Source organism: Pseudomonas sp. Pseusp10, from assembly GCF_059492225.1.
Genome location: NZ_CP168528.1, coordinates 480873 through 506108, shown reverse-complemented (window position 1 = coordinate 506108; position 25236 = coordinate 480873). Strand labels below are relative to the sequence as shown.

The window sequence follows — 25236 nt, the reverse complement described above, 5'->3', positions numbered from 1 at the left end:
TTACCGCTAGCGGCGGATTTGTTGCGTCACTGCATTGTCATCTTTCTGTCATACAGGATCGCTAGGGTGTGCGCATGAATGATCTGGCCAATTCCAACATGACTACTAATCCCCCCAAGCGAATTGACTTCAATACGCCTGAGCTACAACGCAAGCGCCGCATTCGCGCGCTCAAAGATCGCCTGACTCGCTGGTACGTCCTCGTTGGCGGCCTCGCTGTACTGGGCGCGATCACCTTGATTTTCTTCTTCCTTGCCTACGTCGTCGCGCCCCTGTTTCAGGGTGCGAGCCTGACCGCCAAGGACGCCATCACGCCAGCCTGGATGCAAGACGCCGGCAAGCCGCTGATGATCTCTCTGGAAGAACAAAACCAGGTTGCGATGCGGGTTTCCGACAAGGGCCAGGCATTGTTCTTCGACATCGACAGTGGCGCCGAACTCAAGCGCGTCGATTTGTCGATTCCGGCCGGCACCACCGTGACCTCCATCGGTGAAGACCAGCCAGGTCACCCGTTGGTGGTGGTGGGTCTGTCCAACGGCCAGGCCCTGGTGTTCCGTCACACCTATAAAGTCAGCTACCCGGATGGCAAGAAAACCATCACCCCGGCCGTCGAGTACCCGTACGGCGAAGCGCCAATCGCGGTGAACGAAGCCGGCGGTGCGCTGGAACACGTCAGCCTCAACGCCAACGACTCGACCCTGATGCTGGTTGGCGCCACCGGTTCGCAACTCAATGTTCTGTCGCTGACCAGCGAAGAGAACATGATGACCGGCGAAGTCACCAACGAGCAGAAGCGCATCGACCTGCCGCAGATGAACGAGCCGGTGAAGAACATCTTTGTCGACCCGCGTCAGCAGTGGTTGTACGTGATCAACGGGCGTGCCCAGGCCGACGTGTTCAGCCTGCGCGACAAGAGCCTCAACGGTCGCTACAAACTGCTTGAAGACGGTGAAGCGCAAGTCACCGCCAGCACCCAGCTGGTGGGCGGCATTTCGCTGATCATCGGTGACTCCAAAGGTGGCCTGGCCCAGTGGTTCATGGCTCGCGACCCCGATGGCGAACAACGCCTGAAGCAAATCCGCACCTTCCAGATGGGCACCACGCCTATCGTTGAAATCACCGCCGAAGAACGCCGCAAGGGTTTTGTTGCCCTCGACGCTTCCGGCAAGCTTGGCGTGTTCCACAGCACCGCCCACCGCACATTGCTGGTGGAGCCGGTTGCTGAAGGCCAAGGCATTTTCGGTCTGTCGCCTCGCGCCAACCGCGTGATCGTCGAAGCCGGCGGCAAGCTGCATCCGCTGCTGCTCGATAACCCGCACCCGGAAGTGTCGTGGAGTGCGCTGTGGAGCAAGGTCTGGTACGAGAACTACGACGAGCCTAAATACGTCTGGCAATCGACCGCCGCCAACACCGACTTCGAACCCAAGCTGAGCCTGTCGCCGCTGACCTTCGGTACCCTGAAAGCCGCGTTCTACGCCATGCTGCTGGCCGCTCCACTGGCCGTTGCCGCTGCGATCTACACCGCGTACTTCATGGCCCCGGGCATGCGCCGCAAGGTCAAACCGGTGATCGAGCTGATGGAAGCGATGCCGACGGTGATCCTCGGTTTCTTCGCCGGTCTGTTCCTCGCGCCGTATGTGGAAGGGCACTTGCCGGGCATCTTCAGCCTGCTGATGTTGCTGCCGATCGGCATCCTGGTCGCCGGTTTCACCTTCAGCCGCCTGCCTGAGTCGATCCGCCTGAAAGTCCCGGATGGCTGGGAAAGTGCGCTGCTGATTCCGGTGATCCTGTTCGTGGGCTGGCTGTCGCTGTACATGAGCCCGTTCATGGAGAACTGGTTCTTCGGCGGTGACATGCGCATGTGGATCTCCCACGACCTGGGCATCACCTACGACCAGCGCAACGCCCTGGTGGTTGGCCTGGCCATGGGCTTCGCGGTTATCCCGAACATCTATTCCATCGCCGAAGACGCCGTGTTCAGCGTGCCTCGCGGCCTGACCCTGGGCTCCCTGGCCCTGGGTGCCACGCCGTGGCAGACCATGACCCGCGTGGTAATCCTCACCGCGAGCCCGGGCATCTTCTCGGCGCTGATGATCGGCATGGGCCGTGCGGTCGGTGAAACCATGATCGTGTTGATGGCCACCGGTAACACCCCGGTCATGGAAATGAACCTGTTCGAAGGCCTGCGCACCCTGGCGGCCAACGTTGCAGTGGAAATGCCGGAGTCGGAAGTCGGCGGCAGCCACTACCGCGTGCTGTTCCTCTCGGCGCTGGTGCTGCTGTTGTTCACCTTCGTCATGAACACCCTCGCAGAACTGATTCGTCAGCGTCTGCGCAAGAAATACTCGTCGCTTTAAGAAAGGTAGAAGTCTGTGAAACAGAACTCCCTGAATGGATGGTTCAAGAGCGGCGCCCCCGGCGTCTGGATCAGCGGTGGCGCGGTGTCCATCGCGGTCATCATGACCATTGGCCTGCTGGCAGTGATTGCCGTGCGCGGCCTGGGTCACTTCTGGCCGGCGGATCTGATCCACGCCAGCTACGACGTACCGGGCCAGGGCCAGCACCTGGTCATCGGCGAAGTGGTACAGAAGGAAGAAGTGCCCCGTGCGCGCTTGAAGAGCGCCGGCTTGCCGGTGCCGGATCAAGGCCCGGAGTTCATGACCCGCGAGCTGATCAAGGTCGGCAACCGTGACCTGAACGGCAACGACTTCACCTGGATCGTCGGCGAGTGGCTGACCAACCAGACGACACCGCCGGAGCTGATGGCGATCGAGCGTCGCGAGTGGGGCAACTTCTACGGTTACCTGGTCAACGTCAAGCAGGATGGCAAGGTCATCGCTGAAGGCGAAGCCGCATGGCCTGAGTTGCAGGCCCGTGTCGACCGCGTCAACAAGCTGGCTGCGCAGCTCAAGAACCTGGAAAAAACCGACATCGGCGCGATCAACGCCGGTCTCGAGCGCATCCGCTTGCACGGTCGCAAGCTGGAGCTGGAAGGCAAACTCGACGCCACCGCACAAGCGGACATGGAATCGGAGCGTGCCGAGCTCAATGCTCGCTATCAGGATGTTGAAGCGCGCCTGAGCGACCTGCATGCGCAGTTCAACCGTGACAGCCTGACGGCTCGTGATGCGAACGGTAAGGAAATCGAAATCGGCATCGGCAAAGTGGTTCACGCCTACCAGCCGAACGCCATGAGTACGACCACCAAGATCGGTTTCTACTTCAGCAAGGTCTGGGAGTTCCTGAGCGACGACCCGCGTGAAGCGAACACCGAAGGCGGGATCTTCCCGGCCATCTTCGGCACCGTGATGATGACCCTGATCATGGCGATGATCGTGACCCCGTTCGGCGTGCTGGCGGCGGTGTACCTGCGTGAGTACGCCAAGCAGAATGCGCTGACCCGGGTGATCCGCATCGCGGTGAATAACCTGGCGGGCGTTCCGGCCATCGTTTACGGCGTGTTCGGTCTGGGCTTCTTCGTCTACGTGCTGGGTGGTTCGCTCGACCGTCTGTTCTTCCCCGAAGCCTTGCCGGCACCGACTTTCGGCACACCGGGCTTGCTCTGGGCTTCGTTGACCCTGGCGCTGCTGGCGGTGCCGGTGGTGATCGTAGCCACCGAAGAAGGCCTGGCGCGGATACCTCGCACCGTGCGCGAAGGCTCATTGGCCCTCGGCGCGACCAAGGCTGAAACCTTGTGGAAGATCGTGCTGCCGATGGCCAGCCCGGCGATGATGACCGGCATGATCCTCGCCGTCGCTCGCGCCGCGGGTGAAGTGGCGCCGCTGATGCTGGTGGGTGTGGTGAAACTGGCGCCGTCGCTGCCGGTGGACGGTAACTACCCGTACCTGCACCTGGACCAGAAGATCATGCACCTGGGCTTCCACATCTATGACGTCGGCTTCCAGAGCCCGAACGTCGAAGCCGCACGACCGCTGGTGTATGCCACGGCGCTGCTGCTGGTGCTGGTGATCGCGACCTTGAACCTGTCGGCGGTGTACATCCGTAACCACCTGCGCGAGAAGTACAAAGCGCTGGATAGCTGATTTGCAGCACTGATTTCTATGTGGGAGCGAGCTTGCTCGCGATGGCATCACCGCGGTTTCACAAATGCACCGCGTTGCCTGAATCGCCAGCAGGCTGGCTCCTACAAAAAACGAACCGAATTTGTTAGCACAGGGAGCCTCCCATGCAGCACGAAGCACATACCCACGGCATCAACATGTCGGCGCTGGGTCGCGACAAACAGAGCCTGAACCTCGAGCAGGAAACCGTGGCCATCGAAGTGCCGGGCCTGAGCCTGTTCTACGGCGAAAAACAAGCGCTGTACGACGTCAGCATGAACATCCCGAAACAGCGCGTGACCGCCTTCATCGGCCCGTCCGGCTGTGGCAAGTCGACGCTGCTGCGTACCTTCAACCGCATGAACGACCTGGTTGACGGCTGCCGCGTCGAAGGCGAGATCAACCTGTACGGCAGCAACATCTACCGCAAGGGCGAAGACGTAGCCGAGCTGCGTCGTCGCGTCGGCATGGTGTTCCAGAAGCCGAACCCGTTCCCGAAAACCATCTACGAAAACGTGGTTTACGGCCTGCGCATCCAGGGCATCAACAAGAAGCGCGTACTCGACGAAGCCGTCGAGTGGGCCTTGAAAGGCGCGGCATTGTGGGACGAGGTCAAGGACCGTCTGCACGAGTCGGCACTGGGCCTGTCCGGTGGTCAGCAGCAGCGTCTGGTGATTGCCCGCACCATCGCCGTTGAGCCGGAAGTGCTGTTGCTCGACGAACCGTGCTCGGCACTCGACCCGATCTCCACGCTGAAAGTCGAAGAGCTGATCTACGAACTGAAATCCAAGTTCACCATCGTGATCGTGACCCACAACATGCAGCAGGCCGCGCGGGTGTCCGACTACACGGCGTTCATGTACATGGGCAAGCTGGTCGAGTTTGGTGACACCGATACGCTGTTCACCAATCCGGCGAAGAAGCAGACCGAAGACTACATCACCGGTCGCTATGGCTAGTTGAGGCAGCTACAAGCCGCAAGCTTCAAGCGGCAAGTCAGAAGCTATGCGGTTTTGAGTTCACCACAACACAGCTTGCAGCTTGTAGCTTGCAGCTCTTGGTTAAACGCTTTTGCGGAGCGAACACAATGATTTCTAAGGAAGGCCTTACACACCACATCTCCCAGCAGTTCAACGCCGAACTGGAGGAAGTGCGCAGCCACCTCCTGGCCATGGGCGGGCTGGTCGAGAAGCAGGTCAACGACGCGGTCACCGCGCTGATCGAGGCCGACTCCGGCCTGGCCCAGCAGGTGCGCGAGATCGACGACCAGATCAACCAGATGGAACGCAACATCGACGAAGAATGCCTGCGCATTCTGGCCCGTCGTCAGCCGGCAGCGTCCGACCTGCGCCTGATCATCAGCATTTCCAAATCGGTGATCGACCTGGAGCGCATCGGTGACGAAGCGACCAAGATCGCCCGTCGTGCCATCCAGCTGTGCGAAGAAGGCGAAGCGCCACGCGGTTACGTCGAGGTTCGCCACATCGGCGACCAGGTGCGCAACATGGTCCGTGATGCACTGGACGCCTTTGCCCGTTTCGACGCCGAGCTGGCCTTGTCGGTGGCGCAGTACGACAAGATCATCGACCGCGAATACAAGACCGCCCTGCGTGAGCTGGCCACCTACATGATGGAAGACCCGCGTTCTATTTCGCGGGTTCTGAGCATTATTTGGGTACTGCGTTCGCTGGAGCGTATCGGCGACCACGCGCGCAACATCTCGGAGCTGGTGATTTACCTGGTGCGCGGCACAGACGTGCGGCACCTGGGCCTCAAGCGCATGAAGGAAGAAGTTGAAGGAACCAGTGGCGAAACCGCTAATGTTCCGGGCAAAACTGACGATAAGTAAGGTTGCCCAAGTAAAGCGCCCGGCCTATTGGCCGGGCGTTTTTGTTTGCGGCTGACGAATTCGAAAAGCAGCACCCGTGAACGAAAAGTCCGGCGTGACTGAAGGTTTTGGCAATGTGCCATCAGCAAAGCGGTATGCTGGCCGGGATTTTTTAAAGGGGTGGTGGATGAGTAAGGTCAGTGTGTTGGTCGTGGACGACGCGTCGTTCATTCGTGACCTGGTGAAGAAGTGTCTGCGCAATTATTTCCCGGGCATGCGGATCGAAGACGCGATCAACGGCAGAAAGGCCCAGGCCATGCTGGTAAAGGAAGCATTCGACCTGGTCCTGTGCGATTGGGAAATGCCGGAAATGTCCGGTCTGGAACTGCTGACCTGGTGTCGTGAGCAACACAACCTCAAGGCCATGCCCTTCGTGATGGTGACCAGTCGTGGCGACAAGGAGAACGTCGTCCAGGCGATCCAGGCCGGGGTATCCGGATACGTCAGCAAGCCGTTTACCAACGAGCAACTGATCACCAAGGTCAAGCAGGCGCTGCACAAGGTCGGCAAACTCGACGCCTTGATCAACGTAGCCGCGACCAAAACGAGTCCGGCATTCGGTAACGATTCCCTGAGCGCATTGACCGGCGGCAAGGCTCCTGTCGCCACGCCAACGGCCGCACCCGCACCGTCCAAAGGCTTACTCAACAACCCGCCGGTCAAGGCACCGGCGGCCTCTTCGGCAACCGCCAGTAGCCGTGGCCAGGGTCAACTGCGTTTGCCGAACGGCATCCAGCAATGCGTGATCAAGGCCTTGAGCCTCAAGGAAGCCCTGTTGGTGGTCAAACGCACCGAGACCTTGCCGCAGATCCTCGACAGCGCCGTGCTGGACCTGGAGCAGGGCGACAACGCCGAAGTCGCCCGCCTCAACGGCTACCTGCACGCCGTCGTGGCTCACGAACCGAAGCCCGACAGCGACTGGCTGCAACTGACCTTCCGCTTTGTCGACCAGGATGCGCAGAAGCTCGATTACATCTCGCGCCTGATTGCGCGTGGTACGGCGCAGAAGCATTTCATTCCTGGCGCTTAAGGCGCGTCGCCTGATAGTCCGCCATCGCGAGCAAGCTCGCTCCCACATTTGAAATGCATTCCAATGTGGGAGCGGCGGTGCGACGACTCGACTTGCTCGCGAAGGGGTCATCACGGTTACCGCACATCTGCTGAACACCCATTCTGAAACATCTGCCGACTACCCGGGTCCATTGCAGCTGCTAGGCTCAATCCCAGATCTCACTCGACAGAATCCTTGCTCATGTTCACGCGCCTGCTGTTTTTATGTGGCCTGTTCATGGTCGCCACCTCGGCCATGGCCATGACCATCTACAAGTCCAAAGACGCTTATGGCGTGGTTTCCTACAGCGACCGCCCAAGCAAAGGCGCCCATGTATTCGTTTTTCGCGATGGCATGGTCGAGCACCTTGAGCGTCAGGTGCGCCTCATCATCATGAAGAAGAACGGCGTGCACAGCGTGTACGTGCGCAATGACCTGTATGCACCGGTAGAGGTCGAATTGAGTTTCGCCGGGGTGAAGAACGCCAGCGGGGCGCCGGGGCAGGCGATTCGGCGCGTGATACCGCAACGCACCAGTGTTCGTCTGGCACAGCTCACGGCGACTAAAGCGGGACGGCCGCTCGCCTACGTTCCGAAGTTCAAGTACTCCCTGGGCGACCCTTCAGGGCCCACGGTGGGCTATCGGTACCCGTTGCCCTGGCGTGGTGGGCCGTTCCGGATCAGTCAGGGCGCCAATGGGCCCTACAGCCACTTTGGGCCCAAGAGTCGCTACGCCATCGACATTGCGATGCCTGAGGGCACGCCGATCATTGCAGCGCGGGGCGGGGTGGTGGTGAAAACCGAGAACCGACAGAGCGGGCGCGGTACCGATGCATCCGGCAATTTCGTGCGGGTGTTGCACGATGACGGGACCATGGGCGTTTACCTGCACTTGAAGAAAGGCTCGGTCTGCGTTCGGGAAGGTCAGCGGGTAAATGTGGGCAGCGCACTGGCGTTGTCCGGTAACACCGGCAACAGCACCGGGCCGCATTTGCACTTCGTGGTGCAGCGCAATACCGGGTTGGGGCTGGTGTCGATTCCATACCAGTTCAACCAGCCGGTCAGCGCGCTGCCCAACTTTGCGTTGGGCAAGCAGTGATGCGTTGTCTGGACCGACGCCATCGCGAGCAGGCTCGCTCCCACAGTTGAAATGCATTCCAGTGTGGGAGCGAGCTTGCTCGCGATGGTATCGACTCGAATCCGGATATCTCGATCAGTCCAGCATCAACACCTTGGCCAGAACAATCTTCGGCCCTTTCATCTTCTTGATGATGATCCGCAGGCCTTCGACTTCCAGCACTTCTTCCTCTTCGGGAACGCGCTTGAGGCTCTCGTAGACCAGCCCGGCAAGGGTTTCGGCTTCGACGTGGTCGAGGTCGATGCCCAGCAGTCGTTCAACCTTGAACAGCGGCGTATCACCCCGCACCAGCAGCTTGCCCGGCTGATACGCGAGGATCCCGCGTTCGGCCTTGCGGTGTTCGTCCTGGATGTCGCCTACCAGCACTTCCAGCACGTCTTCCATGGTCAGGTAGCCGATGATGTTGCCGTCGGCCTCTTCGACCACGGCGAAGTGCGAGCCGCCCTTGCGGAACTGTTCCAGCAACTGCGACAGCGGCATGTGCCGCGACACGCGTTCCAGCGGGCGGGTCAGTTCGGCGAGGTTGAACGACTCGGGAATGTGGTCGAGCGCCGCCAGTTCCAGCAGCAGATCCTTGATGTGCAGCAGGCCGACGAACTCCTGGCGTTCGCTGTCGTATACCGGATAGCGGCTGAACTTGTGGCGACGGAACATCGCCAGGATCTGCTTGAGTGGTGCGTTGAACTCCAGGGTCACCAGGTCTTCGCGGGAGTTGGCCCAGTCGACCACTTCCAGCTCACCCATTTCCACCGCCGAAGCCAATACGCGCATGCCTTGGTCGCTCGGGTCCTGGCCACGGCTGGAGTGCAGGATCAGTTTCAGTTCTTCGCGGCTGTAATGGTGCTCATGGTGCGGGCCGGGTTCACCCTGGCCGGCGATGCGCAGGATCTGGTTGGCGCTGGCGTTGAGCAGGTAGATGGCCGGGTACATGGCCCAGTAGAACAGGTACAGCGGCACGGCGGTCCACAGCGACAGCAATTCGGGTTTGCGGATCGCCCAGGATTTGGGGGCCAGTTCGCCGACCACGATGTGCAGGTACGAAATGATGAAGAAGGCGGTGAAGAACGAAATCGCCTTGACCACTTCGGCGGAATCGACGCCCACGGCACTCAGCACGGGTGCCAGGAGGTGCGCGAACGCAGGTTCACCGACCCAACCCAGGCCCAGGGAGGCGAGGGTGATACCCAATTGGCAGGCCGACAGGTAGGCATCGAGCTGACTGTGCACGGTGCGCAGGATGTGCCCGCGCCAGCCGTTTTTATCAGCGATGGCCTCGACCCGGGTCGAGCGCAGCTTGACCATGGCAAATTCCGCCGCAACGAAAAATCCGTTGAGCAAAACCAGGATCAGAGCAAAAAGAATCATGCCGAAGTCGGCGAAAATTGTAGCGAGGGTCAAGCCAGGGGAAGGGTCCATGATGGAGTTTTGCGGGTTCCGTGTATTCGAAAGGGAAGTAAAAGCCGCGCCTGAAAGGCAGGCGCAAGTCAGCCAATGTAGCGGCTGACATGGCGGTTGCCTAGTGGCATGTGCTGGCCGGTATCAGTCAGTGGTGCTGATAACCCGGGATTTGGTGACTTGAGCCGGCGCAAAGTGGCAAGTAAAGGTACTGCCGTGGCCCGGCACACTGCTGATTTCCATTCGTGCCCGATGTCGTAACAAAACGTGTTTGACGATCGCCAGCCCCAGACCGGTGCCACCGGTGTTGGAGTTGCGGCTGGAGTCGACGCGGTAGAAGCGTTCGGTCAGGCGCGGCAAGTGTTTGGCATCGATGCCGATCCCGGAATCCTGCACGCTCAGATGCGCCCCTTGGTCATCACCCCACCAGCGAATGCGGATATTGCCTTCGGCCGGGGTGTATTTCACCGCATTGAACACCAGGTTGGAAAACGCGCTGCGCAACTCCGCTTCGCTGCCCTTGAGCAGAATCGTCGGGTCGGCTTCCAGGGTAATGCGCTGGTTCTTCTGGCCGGACAGTTGCTGGGCATCGCTCTTGATCGATTGCAGCAAGCAATCGATCGGCACCGGCTGGTTGTCCGACGGATAATCGGTGGCTTCCAGCTTGGCCAGCAACAGCAGGTCGTTGAGCAGGGTCTGCATGCGTCCGCCTTGTTGCTGCATCTGCTGCAAGGCACGGCCCCAGCGCGGGTTCACCTCGTCGACGTTATCGAGCAGGGTTTCCAGGTAGCCGCAGATCACCGTCAACGGTGTACGCAATTCATGGGAAACGTTGGCGATGAAGTCTTTGCGCATCTGTTCCAGCTGATGGATGCGCGTCACATCGCGCACCAGCATCAAGTGTTCGTTGTTGCCGTAACGGGTGATGTACAACTGGATGCGTACACGGTCGTTGGTCGGCGAGGGGATTTCCAGCGGCTCGGCGTAACTGTCTTGCTCGAAGTATTCCTTGAAACGCGGATGGCGCACCAGGTTGGTCACCGGTTGGCCGCTGTCCTGTGGCGTCTTGAGGCCCAACAGGGTTTCGGCGGCGCGGTTCCACCATTCCAGGTTGCCGTCGGTGTCGAGCATGATCACCGCGTCTTTCAGCGCGGCGGTGGATTCCTGAACCCGGTCGATCACCGCTTGCAGGCGCCCGCGTACCCGCTGGTCGCGACGTTGCAAGTGGTAGATGCTGTCGAACACCTCGCCCCACAGGCCGTAGCCGTCGGGTGGTGCTTCATCGGGTTTGTGCAGGCGCAGCCACTCATGCAGACGCAGCAACTGCTTGAGGGTCCAGGCCAGATAAAGACCCAGGCCTGCGGCAAGGCTCCAGCCGTAATAGCCGGTAATCAGGCCGATCACCAGGCAGGTGGTGACCAGCAGCAGCATGTGGCGAATCAGGGTGCCATGCCAGTTTTGGTTCACTTGACGCGCGTCCTTGTCAGCTTGTCGGGCGGTAAAGGTCCGGGTCAGGCTTTGGTAGAAAAGCGGTACCCGGTGCCGCGCACGGTTTGTACCAGATTTTCGTAAGCATCGCCGAGGGCTTTGCGCAGGCGTCGAATGTGCACGTCGACGGTACGCTCTTCAACGTAGACGTTGCCGCCCCAGACCTGATCCAGCAACTGGCCACGCGTGTAGGCGCGCTCCTGGTGGGTCATGAAGAATTGCAGCAGGCGGTACTCGGTCGGGCCCATCTCGGCAGGACGGCCGTCGATGGTCACGCGGTGGCTGATCGGGTCCAGCAGGAGGCCGCCGACTTCGATCGGTGCTTCGCCATCGGTCGGGCCTGCACGACGCAGCACGGCCTTCAGGCGCGCCACCAGCTCACGCGGGGAAAACGGTTTGGTGATGTAGTCGTCTGCGCCGACTTCCAGGCCCTGGATCTTGTTGTCCTCTTCACCCTTGGCGGTGAGCATGATGATCGGGATGTCCCCGGTCAGTTCATCACGCTTGAGACGACGGGCCAACTCGATGCCGGACGTGCCGGGCAGCATCCAGTCGAGCAGGATCAGGTCCGGTTTGCGGTCGACGATAATGGCGTGGGCCTGCTGGGAGTTTTCAGCCTCCAGGCAGTCATAGCCGGCCATTTCCAACGCAACGGCGATCATTTCGCGAATAGGCGCTTCGTCGTCGACGATCAGAATGCTCCTGCCAACCATGCCCTTAATCCTCTTGTCATTTAACTGTCTTGCGCCGCATTAGATAACGGAATTATTGCAGTCGTGTGACAGTATTTTAGTTGACCGGCGATTGGCTGGATCCTGGGCTAAGCTCTAATTCCGAATCCTGACAACCACAAAAGGAAGGTTTCCATGAACTACATTGCTCAATCCTGGAAGGCTTTGCTGGTCACTGCTGCGTTAACGTTGCCGACACTGGCCTTTGCCGCCGAACCGGCGATGATGAAAAACGGCATGATGGTCGATGGCAAAGGCATGACGGTCTACACGTACGACAAGGACGCGGGCGGCAAGTCGATGTGCAACGGCGAGTGCGCCGAGTACTGGCCGCCAATGATGGCGCCAGCGGGTGCCAAGGCTGAAGGTAAATGGACAGTCGTCAAGCGTGACGATGGCATGATGCAATGGGCCTATGGCGGCAAGCCGCTGTATTACTACAAGGACGACAAGGCACCCGGAGAAATGAAGGGCGACAAGAAGAAAGACGTCTGGCACGTCGTTCACGAGCATATGTAACGGTTGTAGCCTGCCGCACTGGATCGCTGCCTTCGTTGCTCTGCAGGAGCTGCTGAAGGCGGCGATCTTTTTGATGCTTCAACGCAATGCGTAATCCAGCACAATCCCGACGAAAATCGCCAAGCCCGCCCAGTGATTGTGCAAAAACGCCTTGAAGCAGCGCATCCGGTCCTTGTCGCGGGTGTACCAGAACTCCCACGCAAAGCAGCCCGCTGCTACCAGCAATCCGAGGTGGAACCAGCCGCCGAGGTCAAACTTCGACCCCGCCAGCAGCAGGCAACCCAGCGCCAACCCTTGCAGGGTCAAGATGATCACCCGGTCCGCCTCGCCAAATAGAATCGCCGTGGACTTCACGCCGATCTTCAAGTCATCGTCGCGGTCGGTCATCGCGTAATAGGTGTCGTAGCCCACCGTCCACAACAGATTGGCGATGTACAGCAGCCACGCGGCTGCCGGCAGTTCACCGGTTTCAGCGGTGAACGCCATCGGCATGCCCCAGGAAAACGCCGCACCCAGCACCACTTGCGGGTAATAGGTGTAGCGCTTCATGAACGGATAGCTGAACGCCAGCGCCAGGCCGCCCAGCGACAGCCAAATGGTCGCAGCGTTGGTGCACAGCACCAGCAGGAAACTCACGCCCATCAGCAATGCAAAGAACACCAGCGCTTCTTTGGAGCTGATCTTGCCGCTCACCAGCGGCCGTTGTTCGGTACGCTTCACATGGCCATCAACCTTGCGGTCCGCCCAGTCATTGATCACGCAGCCACCGGCGCGGGTCAGCACCACGCCGAGGACGAAAATCACAATGTTGGCCAGGGACGGCGAACCCTTGCCGGCAATCCACAGTGCCCACAGCGTTGGCCAGAGCAGCAGGTAAATGCCGATCGGCTTGTCCATGCGGGTCAGTTGAATGAAATCCCACGCCCGAGGGTTCAAGCGGTTCAAGGACTTGAGCAGGCTTTGGTACATCAACGGTTCTCCGGTTGGGCGCGGGCGGCGTTCCACAGGGGCGGCAGGAAGATTTCAGCCACCAAAACGCTCAAGGCGCCGCGATCGAAACGAGAGCGGCGGCCCCACAGTTCAGGCGATTGCACCTCGGTGGGCAGCCATGCTTGCGGATAATGACAAACCTCGATGGCTCGGCGCTGGAAGGCCTGATCGCAAAACAGCAGTTCACCCAGCGAGCGGCTGCCCAGTTCGTCCATGTGTAAGCCGTCGCCTTGCAATGCACTGCGTGACGCCACGCTGCGCGCAAACACCCACGCCTGGCCATGACCGCGCAAATACACCTCGCGCACCCAGCCTTCACTGCCGTCGGCCAGGTCCAGCGCTGCACATTCGTCGGCGCGCAAGAGCTGCCAGCCTTCGAACATTGGCGAGACGCTGAAGGCATCATTCGACAGATGAATCAGACGTCTGGTCAGCGAGCCTTCGTCGAACAGCCAGTCGAGGGTAGAAGCATCAGGGAGGGGTGCCAGTTCGCTGCGCGAGAGCCAGAGAGGAGCTGGAGAGGGGGATTCTGTGTGATGCACAATGAGTCATTATTGGCAGCAAATGAGGCGGCGAGCTTAACATGTCAGCCGCCGATATCGATTGAAATGGCCTGCCGTTGCGCCGAACAGGCTTGCATCTGACGGCCCCGATCAGTACAAAACGCGCTGAGTTGGACGGCAGTGCTGCAACTATCGACCGTCCGGCCGGCAAAACGCCTGAATCCTGAGGAAGTACCTGATGAAAAAGTGGCAATGTATCGTCTGCGGCCTGATCTACAACGAAGCCGACGGTTGGCCGGATGACGGCATTGCGCCGGGCACCCGTTGGGAAGACGTCCCGGCAGACTGGCTGTGCCCGGACTGCGGTGTGGGCAAAATGGATTTTGAAATGATCGAAATCGCTGCCTGAATAATTGAGGAGTAAGGAATGAACGCACCTGTCGTAATCATTGGCACCGGCCTGGCTGGCTACAACGTGGCCCGCGAGTTTCGCAAACTCGATAGCGAAACCCCGCTGCTGCTGATTACTGCCGATGACGGGCGCTCCTACTCCAAGCCGATGCTCTCCACCGGCTTCGGCAAAAACAAGGATGCCGACGGCCTGAGCATGGCCGAACCCGGCGCCATGGCCGAACAGCTCAAGGCCGAAATACGCACCCACACGCGCATCAGCGGCATCGACCCGGGCCACAAGCGCCTGTGGATCGGTGAAGAAGCGGTGATCTATCGCGACCTGATCCTGGCGTGGGGCGCCGAAACCGTGCGCGTGCCCATTGAGGGCGACGCGGCGGACTGCGTATTCCCCATCAACGACCTGGAAGACTACGCACGCTTCCGTGCGGCGGCGGCCGGCAAGCGTCGCGTGCTGCTGCTCGGCGCCGGTCTGATCGGCTGCGAGTTCGCCAACGACCTGACCCTGGGCGGCTACGAAGTGCAATTGGTTGCTCCGTGCGAACAAGTCATGCCGACCCTGTTGCACCCGGCGGCCGCCGCTGCGGTGCAGGCTGGCCTCGAAAGCCTCGGCGCGCGCTTCCACCTCGGGCCGGTGCTCAACCGCCTGCAACGCGTGGCGGATGGCCTGGAAGCGCACCTGTCCGATGGCCAGGTGATCCCGTGCGACGTAGTGGTCTCGGCCATTGGCCTGCGCCCGCGCGTCGACCTCGCGGCAGCGGCCGGTCTGCAGGTCAACCGCGGCATCATGGTCGATCGGCACCTGAAAACTTCCCACGCCAACATCTACGCCCTGGGCGACTGTGCCGAGGTCGACGGGTTGAACCTGCTGTACGTCATGCCCCTGATGAGCTGTGCGCGAGCGTTGGCGCAAACCCTGGCCGGCAACCCGACCGCCGTCACCTATGGCCCGATGCCGATCACCGTCAAAACCCCGGTCTGCCCGTTGGTGGTGTCCCCGCCGCCACGGGGCGCAGAGGGCATTTGGACCGTCGAAGGGCAGGGCGCCGATATCAAGGTTTTATGCCGCGATGCCGCGGGCAGGCTGCTCGGTTATGCGCTTACCGGTGCCGCCGTGATGGAAAAACTGGCCCTGAACAAAGAGCTTCCGGCCCTGCTGGCATAAATAGCGGTCGTTCTGTCGGAATCACCCCCCTTTTGCCCTAACAAAGGCCGCGCCGATACTGGCGCGGGGCCTCACTGCGTGCCATCCTCACTCCCGTCTGCCGCAGAGTAGAGCACCTGCGGCGCTTTGGGCGCTGCTCCGCAGAGGGCAGCACGGACATAACAACAACAAACCGTCAAAGGGGCTTCACTCATATGCGTAAACCAGAACTCGCTGCAGCCATTGCTGAAAAAGCAGACCTCACCAAAGAACAAGCCAACCGCGTTCTCAACGCCGTTCTTGAAGAAATCACCGGTGCCCTGCACCGCAAAGACAGCGTGACGCTGGTGGGCTTCGGCACCTTCCTGCAACGCCATCGCGGTGCCCGCACCGGCAAAAACCCGCAAACCGGTGAGCCCGTCAAAATCAAGGCCAGCAACACCGTTGCGTTCAAGCCAGGCAAGTCGTTGAAAGACAGCGTTAATCCGTAAGCCGTTTTCACCTCTCGCGCAGCGGGGGAGTGGAATGAAGAATGGGCACGCCAACCAGGGTTGGGTGCCCATTTTTTGTGGGTGGCGAATCAGCCGAGCCCGCTTTGTTGCTTGGCGAGAATCGCCGCCATTTCCGGTTCATCCAGATGATCCAGAGCCCGCTCTACCAGCAAATGCGCCCCCTCAGCCACGCGACTGATCGCCAGGGCTACTGAGCGGCGCGAGCCGTCTACATCATCGGCCAGGTCAGCGGCGATGGCGCTGATGGACAGCAGATCTTCCGAGGCATTGGCCAGGAGTGTTTCGGTATTGATGTCCGGGCAGACACTGAAGAGTTGGCCGGTGCGTTTCGTTGGTGTTTGTTTTGGTAGGTCGAGATAGTGATCGAGGGCGCGTTCGGCGGCTTCGTGGAGTTTTTTGGAATCGAAAGATTCGTAGGGGGATGTGGCTTCGCTTTCGGATGCGTCGGGTATCGGAGTCATTGGTGTAAATCCTTGGTTAAGAAGTTTTGCTCCCGATTTCGGACTTGCACATCCGGTCGCCGTTTTTGGTGGTGACGATCAGAGGTTATCGATGAATCCAAAATTCGCCTAGTTCATGTATGGCGCAGCATTTTGAAGGACGCTTCCGATAGATTTGCAGGGTTGAAGATCAAAAGATCGCTGCCTCCGGCAGCTCCTACAGAATGTGTTTCGTTTGGTGTAGGAGTGGCGTGTGGAGTGGTCTGGAGGGCGGTTTGGATAATTGTGACTTGGTGGTCATCGTGAGGGTAATGGTTCTGATCTTCTTCTAACACAAGCATATACTGGTGTTATCGCCTGAAGCCGTTAAACTGCCCCAGCCGTTCATTTTTCTTTGAGGCTGTACGCATGAAATTTCGTTTTCTGCTGTGGATGCTGGGTTTGTTGATGGGTAAGGCCAGCCGGACCAACCCGGCGTTTCAGCAGCAGTTGGGTGACAAGGACCTGGTGTTTCAGTTGCAGACCCTGGACGGGAAAGTGGCGCGGCATTTCCGCGTGAAGGACCAGCGCATTACCAGCCAATCGGGTGTGCATGCCGAGCCTGCGTTTGCAATTGCCTTTAAAGACGCCGCGTACGGTTTTGCCACGATGCAGGCGAAGAACAAGCAACTGGCGTTCATGACGGGGATTCAGGACAAGTCGATTCAGATCAAGGGCAACCCGGCGCTGGTGATCTGGTTCCAGGGGCTGACCAAGTATTTGAAGCCGAAGAAGGCGTAGGAGCGAGCTTGCTCCGGGCGGCGTTCCGACGAGAAACTCAAGTACCCCCGGGTTTATCCAGGATGCGCGCGTCATCGTTGACGACTTTCGCGAGCAAGCTCGCTCCTACAGGGTTTTGGTGATCCCTGTGGGAGCGGGCTTGCCCGCGATGCTTTTCAGCCCTGGGTGAACTGCGAGGCGAGTTCGCGCAACAATACTTCAGCTTCAAGGACTTTGCTGACCACGTCGTTGGCTTTTTCGCGGCTCAGGCCAAGGCGTTCGAGCAGGGCGTCGGGGATGTCTTCGTCGGGGCCGGAGCCAATGCCACGGCTGCGCAGCAGGCGCACCGACAGGCAGACCAGGTTCGGGTATTCGGCGTAAGTGCCGTCGTAGGCCGGGTCGTGCTGGAAGCGCAGGGCGGTGGCCAGCTCTTCGGGCATGTCCCAGTAGCGCATCAGCCACGAGCCGATCTGTTCGCGGCTGATGCCCAGCAGGTGCTGTTCCACGAAGCTGTGGCACAGGTGCGGGTTGACCTCCAGGTGGCGGCAGATCAGCGAGAAGTGCGGCGGGAACACGTGGGCCAGCAGCAGGTAGCCGAAGTTGTGCAGCAGCCCGGCCAGGTAGGTCAGGCCGGCTTCCGGACGCTGGGCGCGTGGCATGGCGCGGGTCAGGCCTTCGATGACGGCGGCGGTGTAGATCGATTGCTGCCAGTACGGCGTGGAGTGTTGCGGGTGGTCCTTGGGCAGGCTCAGGGTTTTGCCCAGGGCCAGGCCCAGCGCCAGGTTGATCACCAGGTCGAAGCCCAGCACGCGCACGATGGCGTCTTCCACCGAGCGAATCTTGCCTGGCGAGGCGTAATACGGCGACGCCGCCCAGCTCACGACTTGTGCAGCCAGCGCCGGGTCGGTTTCGACCACGCCGGTGATGTCGTCGATGGTGGCGTTGGGGTCGACGCGCAGCTTGATGATTTTTTGCGCCGTTTCGGCCAGTGGCGGGATTTCGATGGTCGCTTCCAGACGCTGCTGGATGCGCCGTGCGGTGAACGCCTGGACGGCCTGGGTGATTTCCTCGCGGTCGTCATCGGGGCGGTCGAGATTCGGACGGATGCTGGTCAGGTTTTCGCCGAAGTTGGCGGCGCTGGCCTTGGTCAGCATGGTCTTGAAGTCTTCGCTGGAGACTTCCAGCAGCACGCCCGGCTCACCGGAGTTGATCAGCAACTTCGGCTCACGCAGCAGGCTTTCGTCGTACAGGCAGGGTGAACTGGTCAGCGCCGGCAAGCCCGGCAGCAAGCTGAGGTTGTGCTTGCCGAGCATTTTTGTCAGGCGTTCGATCGGTACGGCGGTGAGGCGGCGACCGGTGAGTTCAGTGAGGCGATTGAGGTCCAGCAATTGGCTCTGCGGGAACAGCACCATCAGCGTGCCAATGCTGTCATCCAGCAGAACGGCCTGGACCTTGCGCGCGGCATCCAGGCCGTGATGGTCCAGCACTTCTTCGTAGGCAATGCCCAACTTGCCCAGCATCAGCCGAATAACCGACGGAGCGTGCGGGGTGTCGGGTGCGAAGGCAACTTCGGTCATGGTTTGTATCCGTGCTAAAACAATTGCCGGAGTATAACCAGCTTGCTCGGGGCCACGCCTTAGAAACTGCGACGGTTGTCACACTTGGCCGTACTGTTGGCCATGACGCAGCCAGCGGTCGAGTAGCGGGCTGACGTGGGTCGGCCAGCGCTCGAGCAATGCCTGGGCGGCATCACGTACGGCGGGCAGCAAATCGGCATCGCGCATCAGGTCGGCGACCTTGAATTGAAGCAGGCCGGTTTGCCGGGTGCCGAGCATTTCGCCGGGGCCGCGCAATTCCAGATCCTTTTCGGCGATGACGAAACCGTCGTTGGTTTCGCGCATGATGCCCAGGCGCTGACGGCCGATCTGTGACAACGGCGGATGGTAGAGCAGCACGCAATGGCTGACGGCGCTGCCCCGGCCGACACGGCCGCGCAACTGGTGCAGTTGCGCCAGGCCCAGGCGCTCGGGGTTCTCGATGATCATCAGACTGGCGTTGGGCACGTCGACGCCCACTTCGATCACCGTGGTCGCGACCAGCAGTTGCAGGTTGCCGGCCTTGAACTCGGCCATCACCGCGGCTTTTTCCGCAGGCTTCATGCGGCCGTGGATCAGCCCGACTTTCAACTCGCCGAGGGCGGCAGTGAGGTCCTCAAAGGTGGTTTCGGCGGCCTGGCAGGTCAGCTCTTCCGACTCTTCGATCAGCGTGCACACCCAATAGGCCTGACGCCCTTCGGCGCAAGCGCTGCGCACCCGCTCGATGACTTCGACCCGCCGGGTGTCGGTGATCAGCACGGTGTTGACCGGGGTACGGCCGGGGGGCAGTTCGTCGAGGATCGAGGTGTCGAGGTCGGCGTATGCGCTCATGGCCAGCGTGCGCGGAATCGGCGTGGCGGTCATGATCAGCTGATGCGGACACATGCGCCCGCCGACGCCTTTCTGCCGCAAGGCCAGACGCTGCTGTACGCCGAAACGGTGCTGTTCGTCGATGATCACCAGCGCCAGGTTCTTGAATTGCACTTCGTCCTGGAACAACGCGTGGGTGCCGACCACCATCGGGATGCCGCTGGCGATTTGCTCCAGCGCGGCCACGCGGTTCTTGCCCTTGAGCTTGCCGGCGAGCCACGCGACTTCGATGCCCAGCGGTTCGAGCCAGCGCTTGAAGGTGATGAAGTGCTGCTCGGCGAGAATCTCGGTGGGCGCCATCAGGGCGACCTGATAACCGGCCTCCAATGCTTGCAGCGCGGCGAGGGCGGCGACCACGGTTTTGCCGGCGCCGACGTCACCCTGGATCAGCCGGAGCATCGGTTCGTGCTGGTTGAGGTCGTAAGCGATTTCGTTGCCGACCCGTTGCTGGGCGCCGGTCGGGTTGAAGCCGAGGTTGGCCAGGTACTTGGCCGGCAGCCTGGTGGCTTTTGGCATTGCCGGTGCGCGCAAGGCACGCATGCTTTCGCGCAGGCGCTGTTGCGACAGTTGATGGGTCAGCAGTTCTTCGAAGGCCAGACGGTGCTGCGCCCAGTGGTGACCGAGGGCCAGTTCATCGACGTCGGCATCGGCGGGCGGGTTGTGCAGGTAGCGGATCGCATCGGCCAGCGGCGCCAGTTGATAGTCCCGGGCCAGTTCGTTCGGCAGCCAGTCGGGCAGGCTGCTGGGGCCGAGCAGGGTGAGGGTCTGCATGCACAACTGGCGCAAGCGCTGTTGGGTCAGGCCTTCGGTCAGCGGGTAAACCGGGGTCAGGGTTTCATCCACCGGTGGTGGTTCGTCGCCGGTGATGGCGCGGTATTCCGGGTGGTAGATCTCCAGCCCCGAAGCACCGGGCCGCGCTTCGCCGTAGCAGCGAATCCGCGTGCCGCGCTTGAGGCCTTCCTTTTGCGCGTTGCTGAAATGGTAGAAACGCAGGCTGAGTCCACCGGTGCCATCCTGCAGGCGGACCACCAGGCTGCGCCGACGGCCCATGACCACATCGGCGCCGCTGACGGTACCCTCGATGACCGCGTCCTGTCCGGGGCGCAGTGCGCCAATCGGAACCACGCGAGTGCGGTCCTGATAGCGCAGGGGCAGGTGAAACAACACGTCCTGGAGGTTTTCCAGGCCGACCTTGGCCAGTTTCTCGGCCATGGCTTCACCGACACCCTTGAGTGCCGTCACCGACACTTGCGACAACTCGCTCATGACCGTTGCTTAGCCCGCAGCGACTTGCGTCGCTGGCTTGGCCACCGAGCACAGGCGAATGGAGTCAGCGAGGATTTCAATTGCCTTCGGACGCGGGAAGCTGGCGCGCCAGGCAATGGCCACCGTGCGGAACGGTACGGGTGCCGACAACGGACGCACCTCGATCACGCCGGGGGCGTAGTGATGGCTGTCGACTGCAGACAACGGCAGGATCGAAATCCCGAGGCCCGAGGCGACCATGTGGCGAATGGTTTCCAGGGAGCTGGATTCCACCGTGGTGTGCTTGGCGCCGTCGTTGCCTTTGGTCAGGGTCGGGCAGGCTTCCAGTACCTGATCGCGGAAGCAGTGACCTTCGCCGAGCAGCAGCAGGCTCTTGTCGTTGAGCATGTTGGCATCGATGGATTCTTTTTGCGTCCACGGGTGCTGCGCCGGCATCAGGACGTAGAACGGCTCGTCGTAGAGCTGCAGGGTCAGCACGTCGGCTTCGCTGAACGGCAGGGCGATGATGATCGCGTCGAGTTCGCCGTTGCGCAGTTTGTCGCGCAGCACGTGGGTGAAGTTTTCTTCGATGTACAACGGCATCTGCGGGGCGACCCGGTGCAGTTGCGGAATCAGGTGCGGGAACAGGTACGGCCCGACGGTGTAGATCGCGCCGACTTTGAGTGGGGCGGTCAGCTGGTTCTTGCCGGCCTGGGCCAGTTCGCGGATGCCCTGGGCCTGCTCCAGCACTTTTTGCGCCTGGGCCACGATGCCTTCGCCGACCGGCGTCAGGCGCACGGCGCTTTTGCTGCGCTCGAAAATCAGCACACCGAGTTCGTCTTCAAGCTTTTTCACGCCCACCGAAAGGGTCGGCTGGCTGACATGGCAACGCTCGGCCGCGTGGCCGAAGTGCTGCTCTTGGGCGAGGGTAACGATGTAGCGTAATTCTGTGAGGGTCATAGCAAGCGTCCATGTAGTTGCGGGCCAAGCATACCGGCTGCAATCGATAGACGCACGTTATCAGACTGAGCGTGTCGGGTGACACTGGGCAATGCCGGTTTGCCGCTGGCAGATAAGAGAAAGGCACCTTTCGGTGCCTTTTAGGGGTGAAGCATGACCTTGTAGGAGCGAGCCTGCTCGCGATGAGGGCATAACATTCGACATCTTCGTTGAATGCTAAACCGCTATCGCGAGCAGGCTCGCTCCCACATGGGATGGTAGTGCGTTTACCGACGGCGTTTTTCCAGCGAGTAAACAAAGGGTGCAACGATTTCGATGGAGCCATTGGTCAGCATGTCGGCCGGTGGCTTGGGCAGCGGTTGGGCGCGGCGGATCATTTCCAGGGTGGCCCGGTCCAGATCGGCCGTGCCGGAGGCGCCGACCAGCTCAAACGACAACACATTGCCTTCAGCATCCACGACGAAACGCAGACGGTTCATCCCTTCCTTGCCCCGCGCCTGTGCACTCGCAGGGTATTTTTTGTACTTCTGCAGATGCGCCAGCAGCGTGCCTTGCCAACTGGCCTTGGCCGCCTGTTGAGCCGGCGAAGGGCCGGGCGCAGGCTGGGCGGATTTCTCCGTCGGTGCCTGAGTCTGTTGCGTTTCGGCAGGCTTTTCTTCGGCCGGTTTTTCCTTCGGCGGTTCGGGTTTCTTCTCTACCGGCTTGGGCGGCTGCGGCTTCGGCTTGGGTTTGACCGGCTTGGGCACGGCAATTTCAGCTTTCGGCGCTTCAGCGAGCTTGGGTATCGGCAGTTCTTCAACCGGAGCTGGTGGCTGCGGTGGGGTGACGACCTTCGGCGGAGCAGGCGGTGGCGGGGCGGGAACCGGTGCCAGTTCGACCATCATTGCCTGAGGGGGCAATTCGATGGGCGGACGGGCGGACCAGTTCAGCGCCAGCGCGATGGCCAGCGCGTGAACACCCAGCACCACGGCCAGGCTACCGCTGTAACGCGTCAGCTTATGGCGCGTCGTGATCATTTCTTGGCTGCCGTCTCGAGTCCGACCAGACCTACCTTCAGGTAACCGGCAGAGCGCAGGTTGTCCATCACGCTCATCAGGTCGCCGTAATCCACGCCTTTGTCGGCCTGGAAGAAGATTGTCGTGTCTTTCTTGCCCTGGGTTTTGGCGTCGAGGGTGGCGCCGAGTGCTTCGGCCTTCACTTCGTCTTCACCGAGGAACAGGCGCTGGTCAGCCTTGACGCTGAGGAACACCGGTTTCTCTGGCCGCGGCGCCGGTTTGGCGGTCGAGGCGGGCAGGTCGACCTTGATGTCCACGGTGGCCAGTGGGGCCGCTACCATGAAGATGATCAACAGCACCAGCATCACGTCAATGAACGGCGTGACGTTGATTTCGTGGTTTTCGGACAGATCGTCGTCTGCCCCTTCTTTCAAATGCAGGCCCATGGCCGATTACCCCACTTTCACCATGTGCGGTTGCGAGCTGCGCTCAGGCTGGTGGTCGAGGTCGCGGCTGACCAGCAGCAGGACCTGTGCCGACGCGTCGGACACCTGAGCTTTGTAACCGGCGATGGAGCGGGCAAAGACGTTGTAGATCACGACTGCAGGGATCGCTGCAACCAGGCCCAGCGCGGTGGCCAGCAGGGCTTCGGCGATGCCGGGAGCGACGACGGCGAGGTTGGTGGTCTGGGTCTTGGCGATGCCGATGAAGCTGTTCATGATGCCCCACACAGTACCGAACAGGCCGACGAACGGCGCGGTGGAACCGATGGTCGCCAGCACGCCGGTGCCGCTGCTCATGTTGCGACCGCAGGCCGCCACCAGACGCTCAAGTCGGAAGCTGACGCGTTCCTTGATACCTTCTTTCTCGCGGCTGTTGACCGACAGGCGCATCTCTTCGAGGGCGTCGTGCACCAGCAGGTTGGCGAGGGTGCCTTTCTTCGCCGCCGTGGCGCTGGCTTCCTTGAGGGAGGCGGATTTTTTCAATTGGGCGATTTCACCGCGCAGACGACGCTTGGCGCCCATCAGCTCAAGACCCTTGGCGATCCAGATGGTCCAGGTGATGATCGAGGCGATGGCCAGGCCGATCATCACGATTTTCACGATGATGTCGGCGTTCTTGTACATGCCCCACGGCGACAGGTCATGGGCCATGCCCAAGGTATTGTCGGCTTCGAGGACTTCAGGAACGTCTTCACCCAGGTTTTCTGCCGGCGCTGCCTGGGCAGGATCGGTCGCGGCCGGAGCAACGGCCGGGGCGGCGTGATCAGCCGGTGCTGCTGCGGCTGGAGTAGCTGGCGGCTGGGCATCGGCAAAAGCGGCGACTGGCGCGAGCATCAGGCTGAGGAGCAGCGCAGCCACCGCGCTCCAGGCGCGAGGTCGTTTGGTTGGCGAAGCGGGGGATTGATTGCGTGTCATGCTGGCCGGACCTGAGAGAATAAACGGGTGATGTTCTTCCAGGCCTCGAAAGGCCGAGAACAAAGTGGGGCGCATTATTGCAAGTAATTCTTGTTAACAAAAGTAATAGCGTCTCTTTTTTTCCTGCATTGCTAGCCGCCTGTCTATTGCCGGCGCTAGTCTGTGGCTTTCCGATGGGAGTTTTCTGATGTCTGCGCCTACTGTTTTGATCGCCGGCTGCGGTGATGTCGGCAGCCGCCTGGCCACGCAATTGCTGGCGGCGGGGTGGGAGGTCCATGGCCTGCGACGCGACGTTTCACGCCTGCCCAAGGGCGTCATCGGCGTTGCCGGTGACTTGTTCGACAAAGACTGCCCGGCCACTTGGCCAATCGGTGCCGTGGATTACCTGGTGTATTGCGCGGCGGCCACCGATCACGATGAAGCCGGTTACCATGCTGCCTATGTCCAGGGCCTGGAGCATGTGCTGGAGTGGCTGAACGACTACGGGCAGATGCCCAATCGCCTGCTGTTCGTTTCCAGTAGCAGTGTCTACGGTCAGCAGGATGGCGAATGGGTCGACGAAACTTCACCGGCCGTGGCGGCGGGCTATTCCGGGCGTGTGATGCTCGAAGCCGAGCAACTTGCCCTCAAAAGCGGCATTCCAGCCAGTATCGTGCGCTTGACCGGCATTTACGGCCCCGGCCGCGAATGGCTGCTGACGCAGGTGCGCCGGGGTTATCGCGTGGCCGTCGAGCCACCGTTGTATGCCAACCGGATTCATGCGGACGATGCCGCAGGGTTGATGGCGTGCCTGCTTGAGGCGGATCGGCGTGGCGTGGCGCTGGATGATGTCTACATCGGTGTGGATGATGCGCCGGCAGCGCTGGCCGATGTGGTGGGCTGGTTGCGTGAGTATCTGGGCGTGACCGAATGGGCCGATGACGACAGCGTGCGTCGCACTGGCAGCAAGCGCTGCAGCAATGCCAGGGCAAAAGCGTTGGGCTGGACACCGAAGTACCCGAGTTTTCGTGAGGGGTATGCGGCGATCATTGAAGGGCGCTGCTGACTTTACCGATTGCCACAAACCAAGTGTGGGAGCGGGCTTGCTCGCGAATGGGGCATGACATTCAACATCTCTGTTGGCT

At 60.9% G+C, this 25236-nt stretch carries 24 protein-coding genes; 12 read left to right on the top strand and 12 right to left on the bottom strand.

Going from position 1 to position 25236, the window contains the following annotated elements:
* Positions 1 to 74 precede the first annotated feature (74 nt).
* The 6 genes from ACEN8Z_RS02325 to ACEN8Z_RS02300 all read left to right on the top strand — a co-directional run bounded on the left by ACEN8Z_RS02325 (position 75) and on the right by ACEN8Z_RS02300 (position 8098).
* Positions 75 to 2357, top strand: coding sequence for an ABC transporter permease subunit (locus ACEN8Z_RS02325; RefSeq protein WP_007992840.1), 2283 nt, complete (start codon positions 75 to 77; stop codon positions 2355 to 2357).
* A 15-nt stretch (positions 2358 to 2372) separates the two neighbouring features.
* The gene (gene pstA / locus ACEN8Z_RS02320) at positions 2373 to 4043 is read left to right on the top strand and encodes a phosphate ABC transporter permease PstA (RefSeq protein WP_442096398.1); all 1671 of its coding nucleotides are present in this window, start codon (positions 2373 to 2375) and stop codon (positions 4041 to 4043) included.
* A 143-nt stretch (positions 4044 to 4186) separates the two neighbouring features.
* Complete coding sequence (gene pstB, locus ACEN8Z_RS02315) at positions 4187 to 5020, top strand: phosphate ABC transporter ATP-binding protein PstB (RefSeq protein WP_007995399.1); 834 nt, start codon at positions 4187 to 4189, stop codon at positions 5018 to 5020.
* Positions 5021 to 5148: 128 nt separating this feature from the next.
* The gene (phoU, locus tag ACEN8Z_RS02310; RefSeq protein ID WP_007992846.1) at positions 5149 to 5910 is read left to right on the top strand and encodes a phosphate signaling complex protein PhoU; all 762 of its coding nucleotides are present in this window, start codon (positions 5149 to 5151) and stop codon (positions 5908 to 5910) included.
* Between the two features lie 166 nt (positions 5911 to 6076).
* Positions 6077 to 6979 carry a response regulator gene (locus ACEN8Z_RS02305; protein WP_007995398.1) on the top strand — a complete coding sequence of 301 codons (903 nt, stop codon included), beginning with the start codon at positions 6077 to 6079 and terminating at the stop codon, positions 6977 to 6979.
* A gap of 222 nt (positions 6980 to 7201) precedes the next feature.
* Positions 7202 to 8098, top strand: coding sequence for a peptidoglycan DD-metalloendopeptidase family protein (locus ACEN8Z_RS02300; protein WP_495596656.1), 897 nt, complete (start codon positions 7202 to 7204; stop codon positions 8096 to 8098).
* Positions 8099 to 8212: 114 nt separating this feature from the next.
* On the opposite strand, the gene ACEN8Z_RS02295 is transcribed toward ACEN8Z_RS02300, so the two are convergent.
* The 3 genes from ACEN8Z_RS02295 to phoB form a co-directional block, all read right to left on the bottom strand.
* Entirely contained in the window at positions 8213 to 9553 is a 1341-nt protein-coding gene (locus tag ACEN8Z_RS02295; protein WP_007992853.1) for a hemolysin family protein, read from the bottom strand.
* Positions 9554 to 9676: 123 nt separating this feature from the next.
* The gene (phoR, locus tag ACEN8Z_RS02290) at positions 9677 to 10963 is read right to left on the bottom strand and encodes a phosphate regulon sensor histidine kinase PhoR (RefSeq protein WP_238541637.1); all 1287 of its coding nucleotides are present in this window, start codon (positions 10961 to 10963) and stop codon (positions 9677 to 9679) included.
* Between the two features lie 80 nt (positions 10964 to 11043).
* Positions 11044 to 11733 carry a phosphate regulon transcriptional regulator PhoB gene (phoB, locus tag ACEN8Z_RS02285; RefSeq protein WP_003229608.1) on the bottom strand — a complete coding sequence of 230 codons (690 nt, stop codon included), beginning with the start codon at positions 11731 to 11733 and terminating at the stop codon, positions 11044 to 11046.
* 153 nt (positions 11734 to 11886) lie between these two features.
* Here phoB and ACEN8Z_RS02280 point away from each other — a divergent pair, with 153 nt between their 5' ends.
* Positions 11887 to 12270 carry a COG4315 family predicted lipoprotein gene (locus ACEN8Z_RS02280; RefSeq protein ID WP_495596655.1) on the top strand — a complete coding sequence of 128 codons (384 nt, stop codon included), beginning with the start codon at positions 11887 to 11889 and terminating at the stop codon, positions 12268 to 12270.
* A 78-nt stretch (positions 12271 to 12348) separates the two neighbouring features.
* Here ACEN8Z_RS02280 and ubiA read toward each other — a convergent pair whose 3' ends face one another.
* Both ubiA and ACEN8Z_RS02270 read right to left on the bottom strand, forming a co-directional pair.
* On the bottom strand, positions 12349 to 13239 hold the full coding sequence (gene ubiA, locus ACEN8Z_RS02275; RefSeq protein ID WP_442096394.1) for a 4-hydroxybenzoate octaprenyltransferase: 891 nt from the start codon (positions 13237 to 13239) through the stop codon (positions 12349 to 12351).
* Complete coding sequence (locus tag ACEN8Z_RS02270) at positions 13239 to 13802, bottom strand: chorismate--pyruvate lyase family protein (RefSeq protein ID WP_495596654.1); 564 nt, start codon at positions 13800 to 13802, stop codon at positions 13239 to 13241. The genes ubiA and ACEN8Z_RS02270 overlap by 1 nt, the downstream gene beginning before the upstream one ends.
* 199 nt (positions 13803 to 14001) lie before the next feature.
* Between ACEN8Z_RS02270 and ACEN8Z_RS02265 the strand changes: the two genes are divergently transcribed.
* From ACEN8Z_RS02265 to ACEN8Z_RS02255, 3 genes are all read left to right on the top strand, one after another.
* A complete protein-coding gene (locus ACEN8Z_RS02265; protein WP_007995385.1) occupies positions 14002 to 14172 on the top strand; it encodes a rubredoxin in 171 nt (56 codons plus the stop codon).
* 18 nt (positions 14173 to 14190) lie between these two features.
* Positions 14191 to 15339, top strand: a complete 1149-nt coding sequence (locus ACEN8Z_RS02260) for an NAD(P)/FAD-dependent oxidoreductase (protein WP_495596653.1) — start codon at positions 14191 to 14193, stop codon at positions 15337 to 15339.
* Between the two features lie 194 nt (positions 15340 to 15533).
* A complete protein-coding gene (locus ACEN8Z_RS02255; protein WP_003213368.1) occupies positions 15534 to 15809 on the top strand; it encodes an HU family DNA-binding protein in 276 nt (91 codons plus the stop codon).
* Positions 15810 to 15898: 89 nt separating this feature from the next.
* On the opposite strand, the gene ACEN8Z_RS02250 is transcribed toward ACEN8Z_RS02255, so the two are convergent.
* Complete coding sequence (locus tag ACEN8Z_RS02250; protein WP_495596652.1) at positions 15899 to 16291, bottom strand: DUF6124 family protein; 393 nt, start codon at positions 16289 to 16291, stop codon at positions 15899 to 15901.
* Positions 16292 to 16678: 387 nt separating this feature from the next.
* Here ACEN8Z_RS02250 and ACEN8Z_RS02245 point away from each other — a divergent pair, with 387 nt between their 5' ends.
* Positions 16679 to 17050, top strand: a complete 372-nt coding sequence (locus ACEN8Z_RS02245) for a hypothetical protein (protein WP_008000275.1) — start codon at positions 16679 to 16681, stop codon at positions 17048 to 17050.
* Positions 17051 to 17205: 155 nt separating this feature from the next.
* On the opposite strand, the gene ACEN8Z_RS02240 is transcribed toward ACEN8Z_RS02245, so the two are convergent.
* The 6 genes from ACEN8Z_RS02240 to exbB all read right to left on the bottom strand — a co-directional run bounded on the left by ACEN8Z_RS02240 (position 17206) and on the right by exbB (position 24112).
* Positions 17206 to 18606: an aminoacyl-tRNA deacylase and HDOD domain-containing protein gene (locus ACEN8Z_RS02240; protein WP_495596651.1), complete on the bottom strand. Its 1401-nt coding sequence runs from the start codon at positions 18604 to 18606 to the stop codon at positions 17206 to 17208.
* A 78-nt stretch (positions 18607 to 18684) separates the two neighbouring features.
* Positions 18685 to 20760, bottom strand: a complete 2076-nt coding sequence (gene recG / locus ACEN8Z_RS02235) for an ATP-dependent DNA helicase RecG (protein ID WP_495596650.1) — start codon at positions 20758 to 20760, stop codon at positions 18685 to 18687.
* Between the two features lie 9 nt (positions 20761 to 20769).
* Positions 20770 to 21699 carry a hydrogen peroxide-inducible genes activator gene (locus ACEN8Z_RS02230; RefSeq protein WP_108230904.1) on the bottom strand — a complete coding sequence of 310 codons (930 nt, stop codon included), beginning with the start codon at positions 21697 to 21699 and terminating at the stop codon, positions 20770 to 20772.
* Positions 21700 to 21965: 266 nt separating this feature from the next.
* Positions 21966 to 22715 carry an energy transducer TonB family protein gene (locus ACEN8Z_RS02225; protein ID WP_495596649.1) on the bottom strand — a complete coding sequence of 250 codons (750 nt, stop codon included), beginning with the start codon at positions 22713 to 22715 and terminating at the stop codon, positions 21966 to 21968.
* Positions 22712 to 23140, bottom strand: a complete 429-nt coding sequence (exbD, locus tag ACEN8Z_RS02220; RefSeq protein ID WP_007989589.1) for a TonB system transport protein ExbD — start codon at positions 23138 to 23140, stop codon at positions 22712 to 22714. Before exbD ends, ACEN8Z_RS02225 begins: the two co-directional genes overlap by 4 nt.
* A 6-nt stretch (positions 23141 to 23146) precedes the next feature.
* Positions 23147 to 24112 (bottom strand): tonB-system energizer ExbB, encoded by a 966-nt coding sequence (exbB, locus tag ACEN8Z_RS02215; protein ID WP_495596648.1) that lies wholly within the window; start codon positions 24110 to 24112, stop codon positions 23147 to 23149.
* Positions 24113 to 24299: 187 nt separating this feature from the next.
* Between exbB and ACEN8Z_RS02210 the strand changes: the two genes are divergently transcribed.
* Entirely contained in the window at positions 24300 to 25157 is an 858-nt protein-coding gene (locus ACEN8Z_RS02210; protein ID WP_495596647.1) for an SDR family oxidoreductase, read from the top strand.
* Positions 25158 to 25236: the final 79 nt, after the last annotated feature.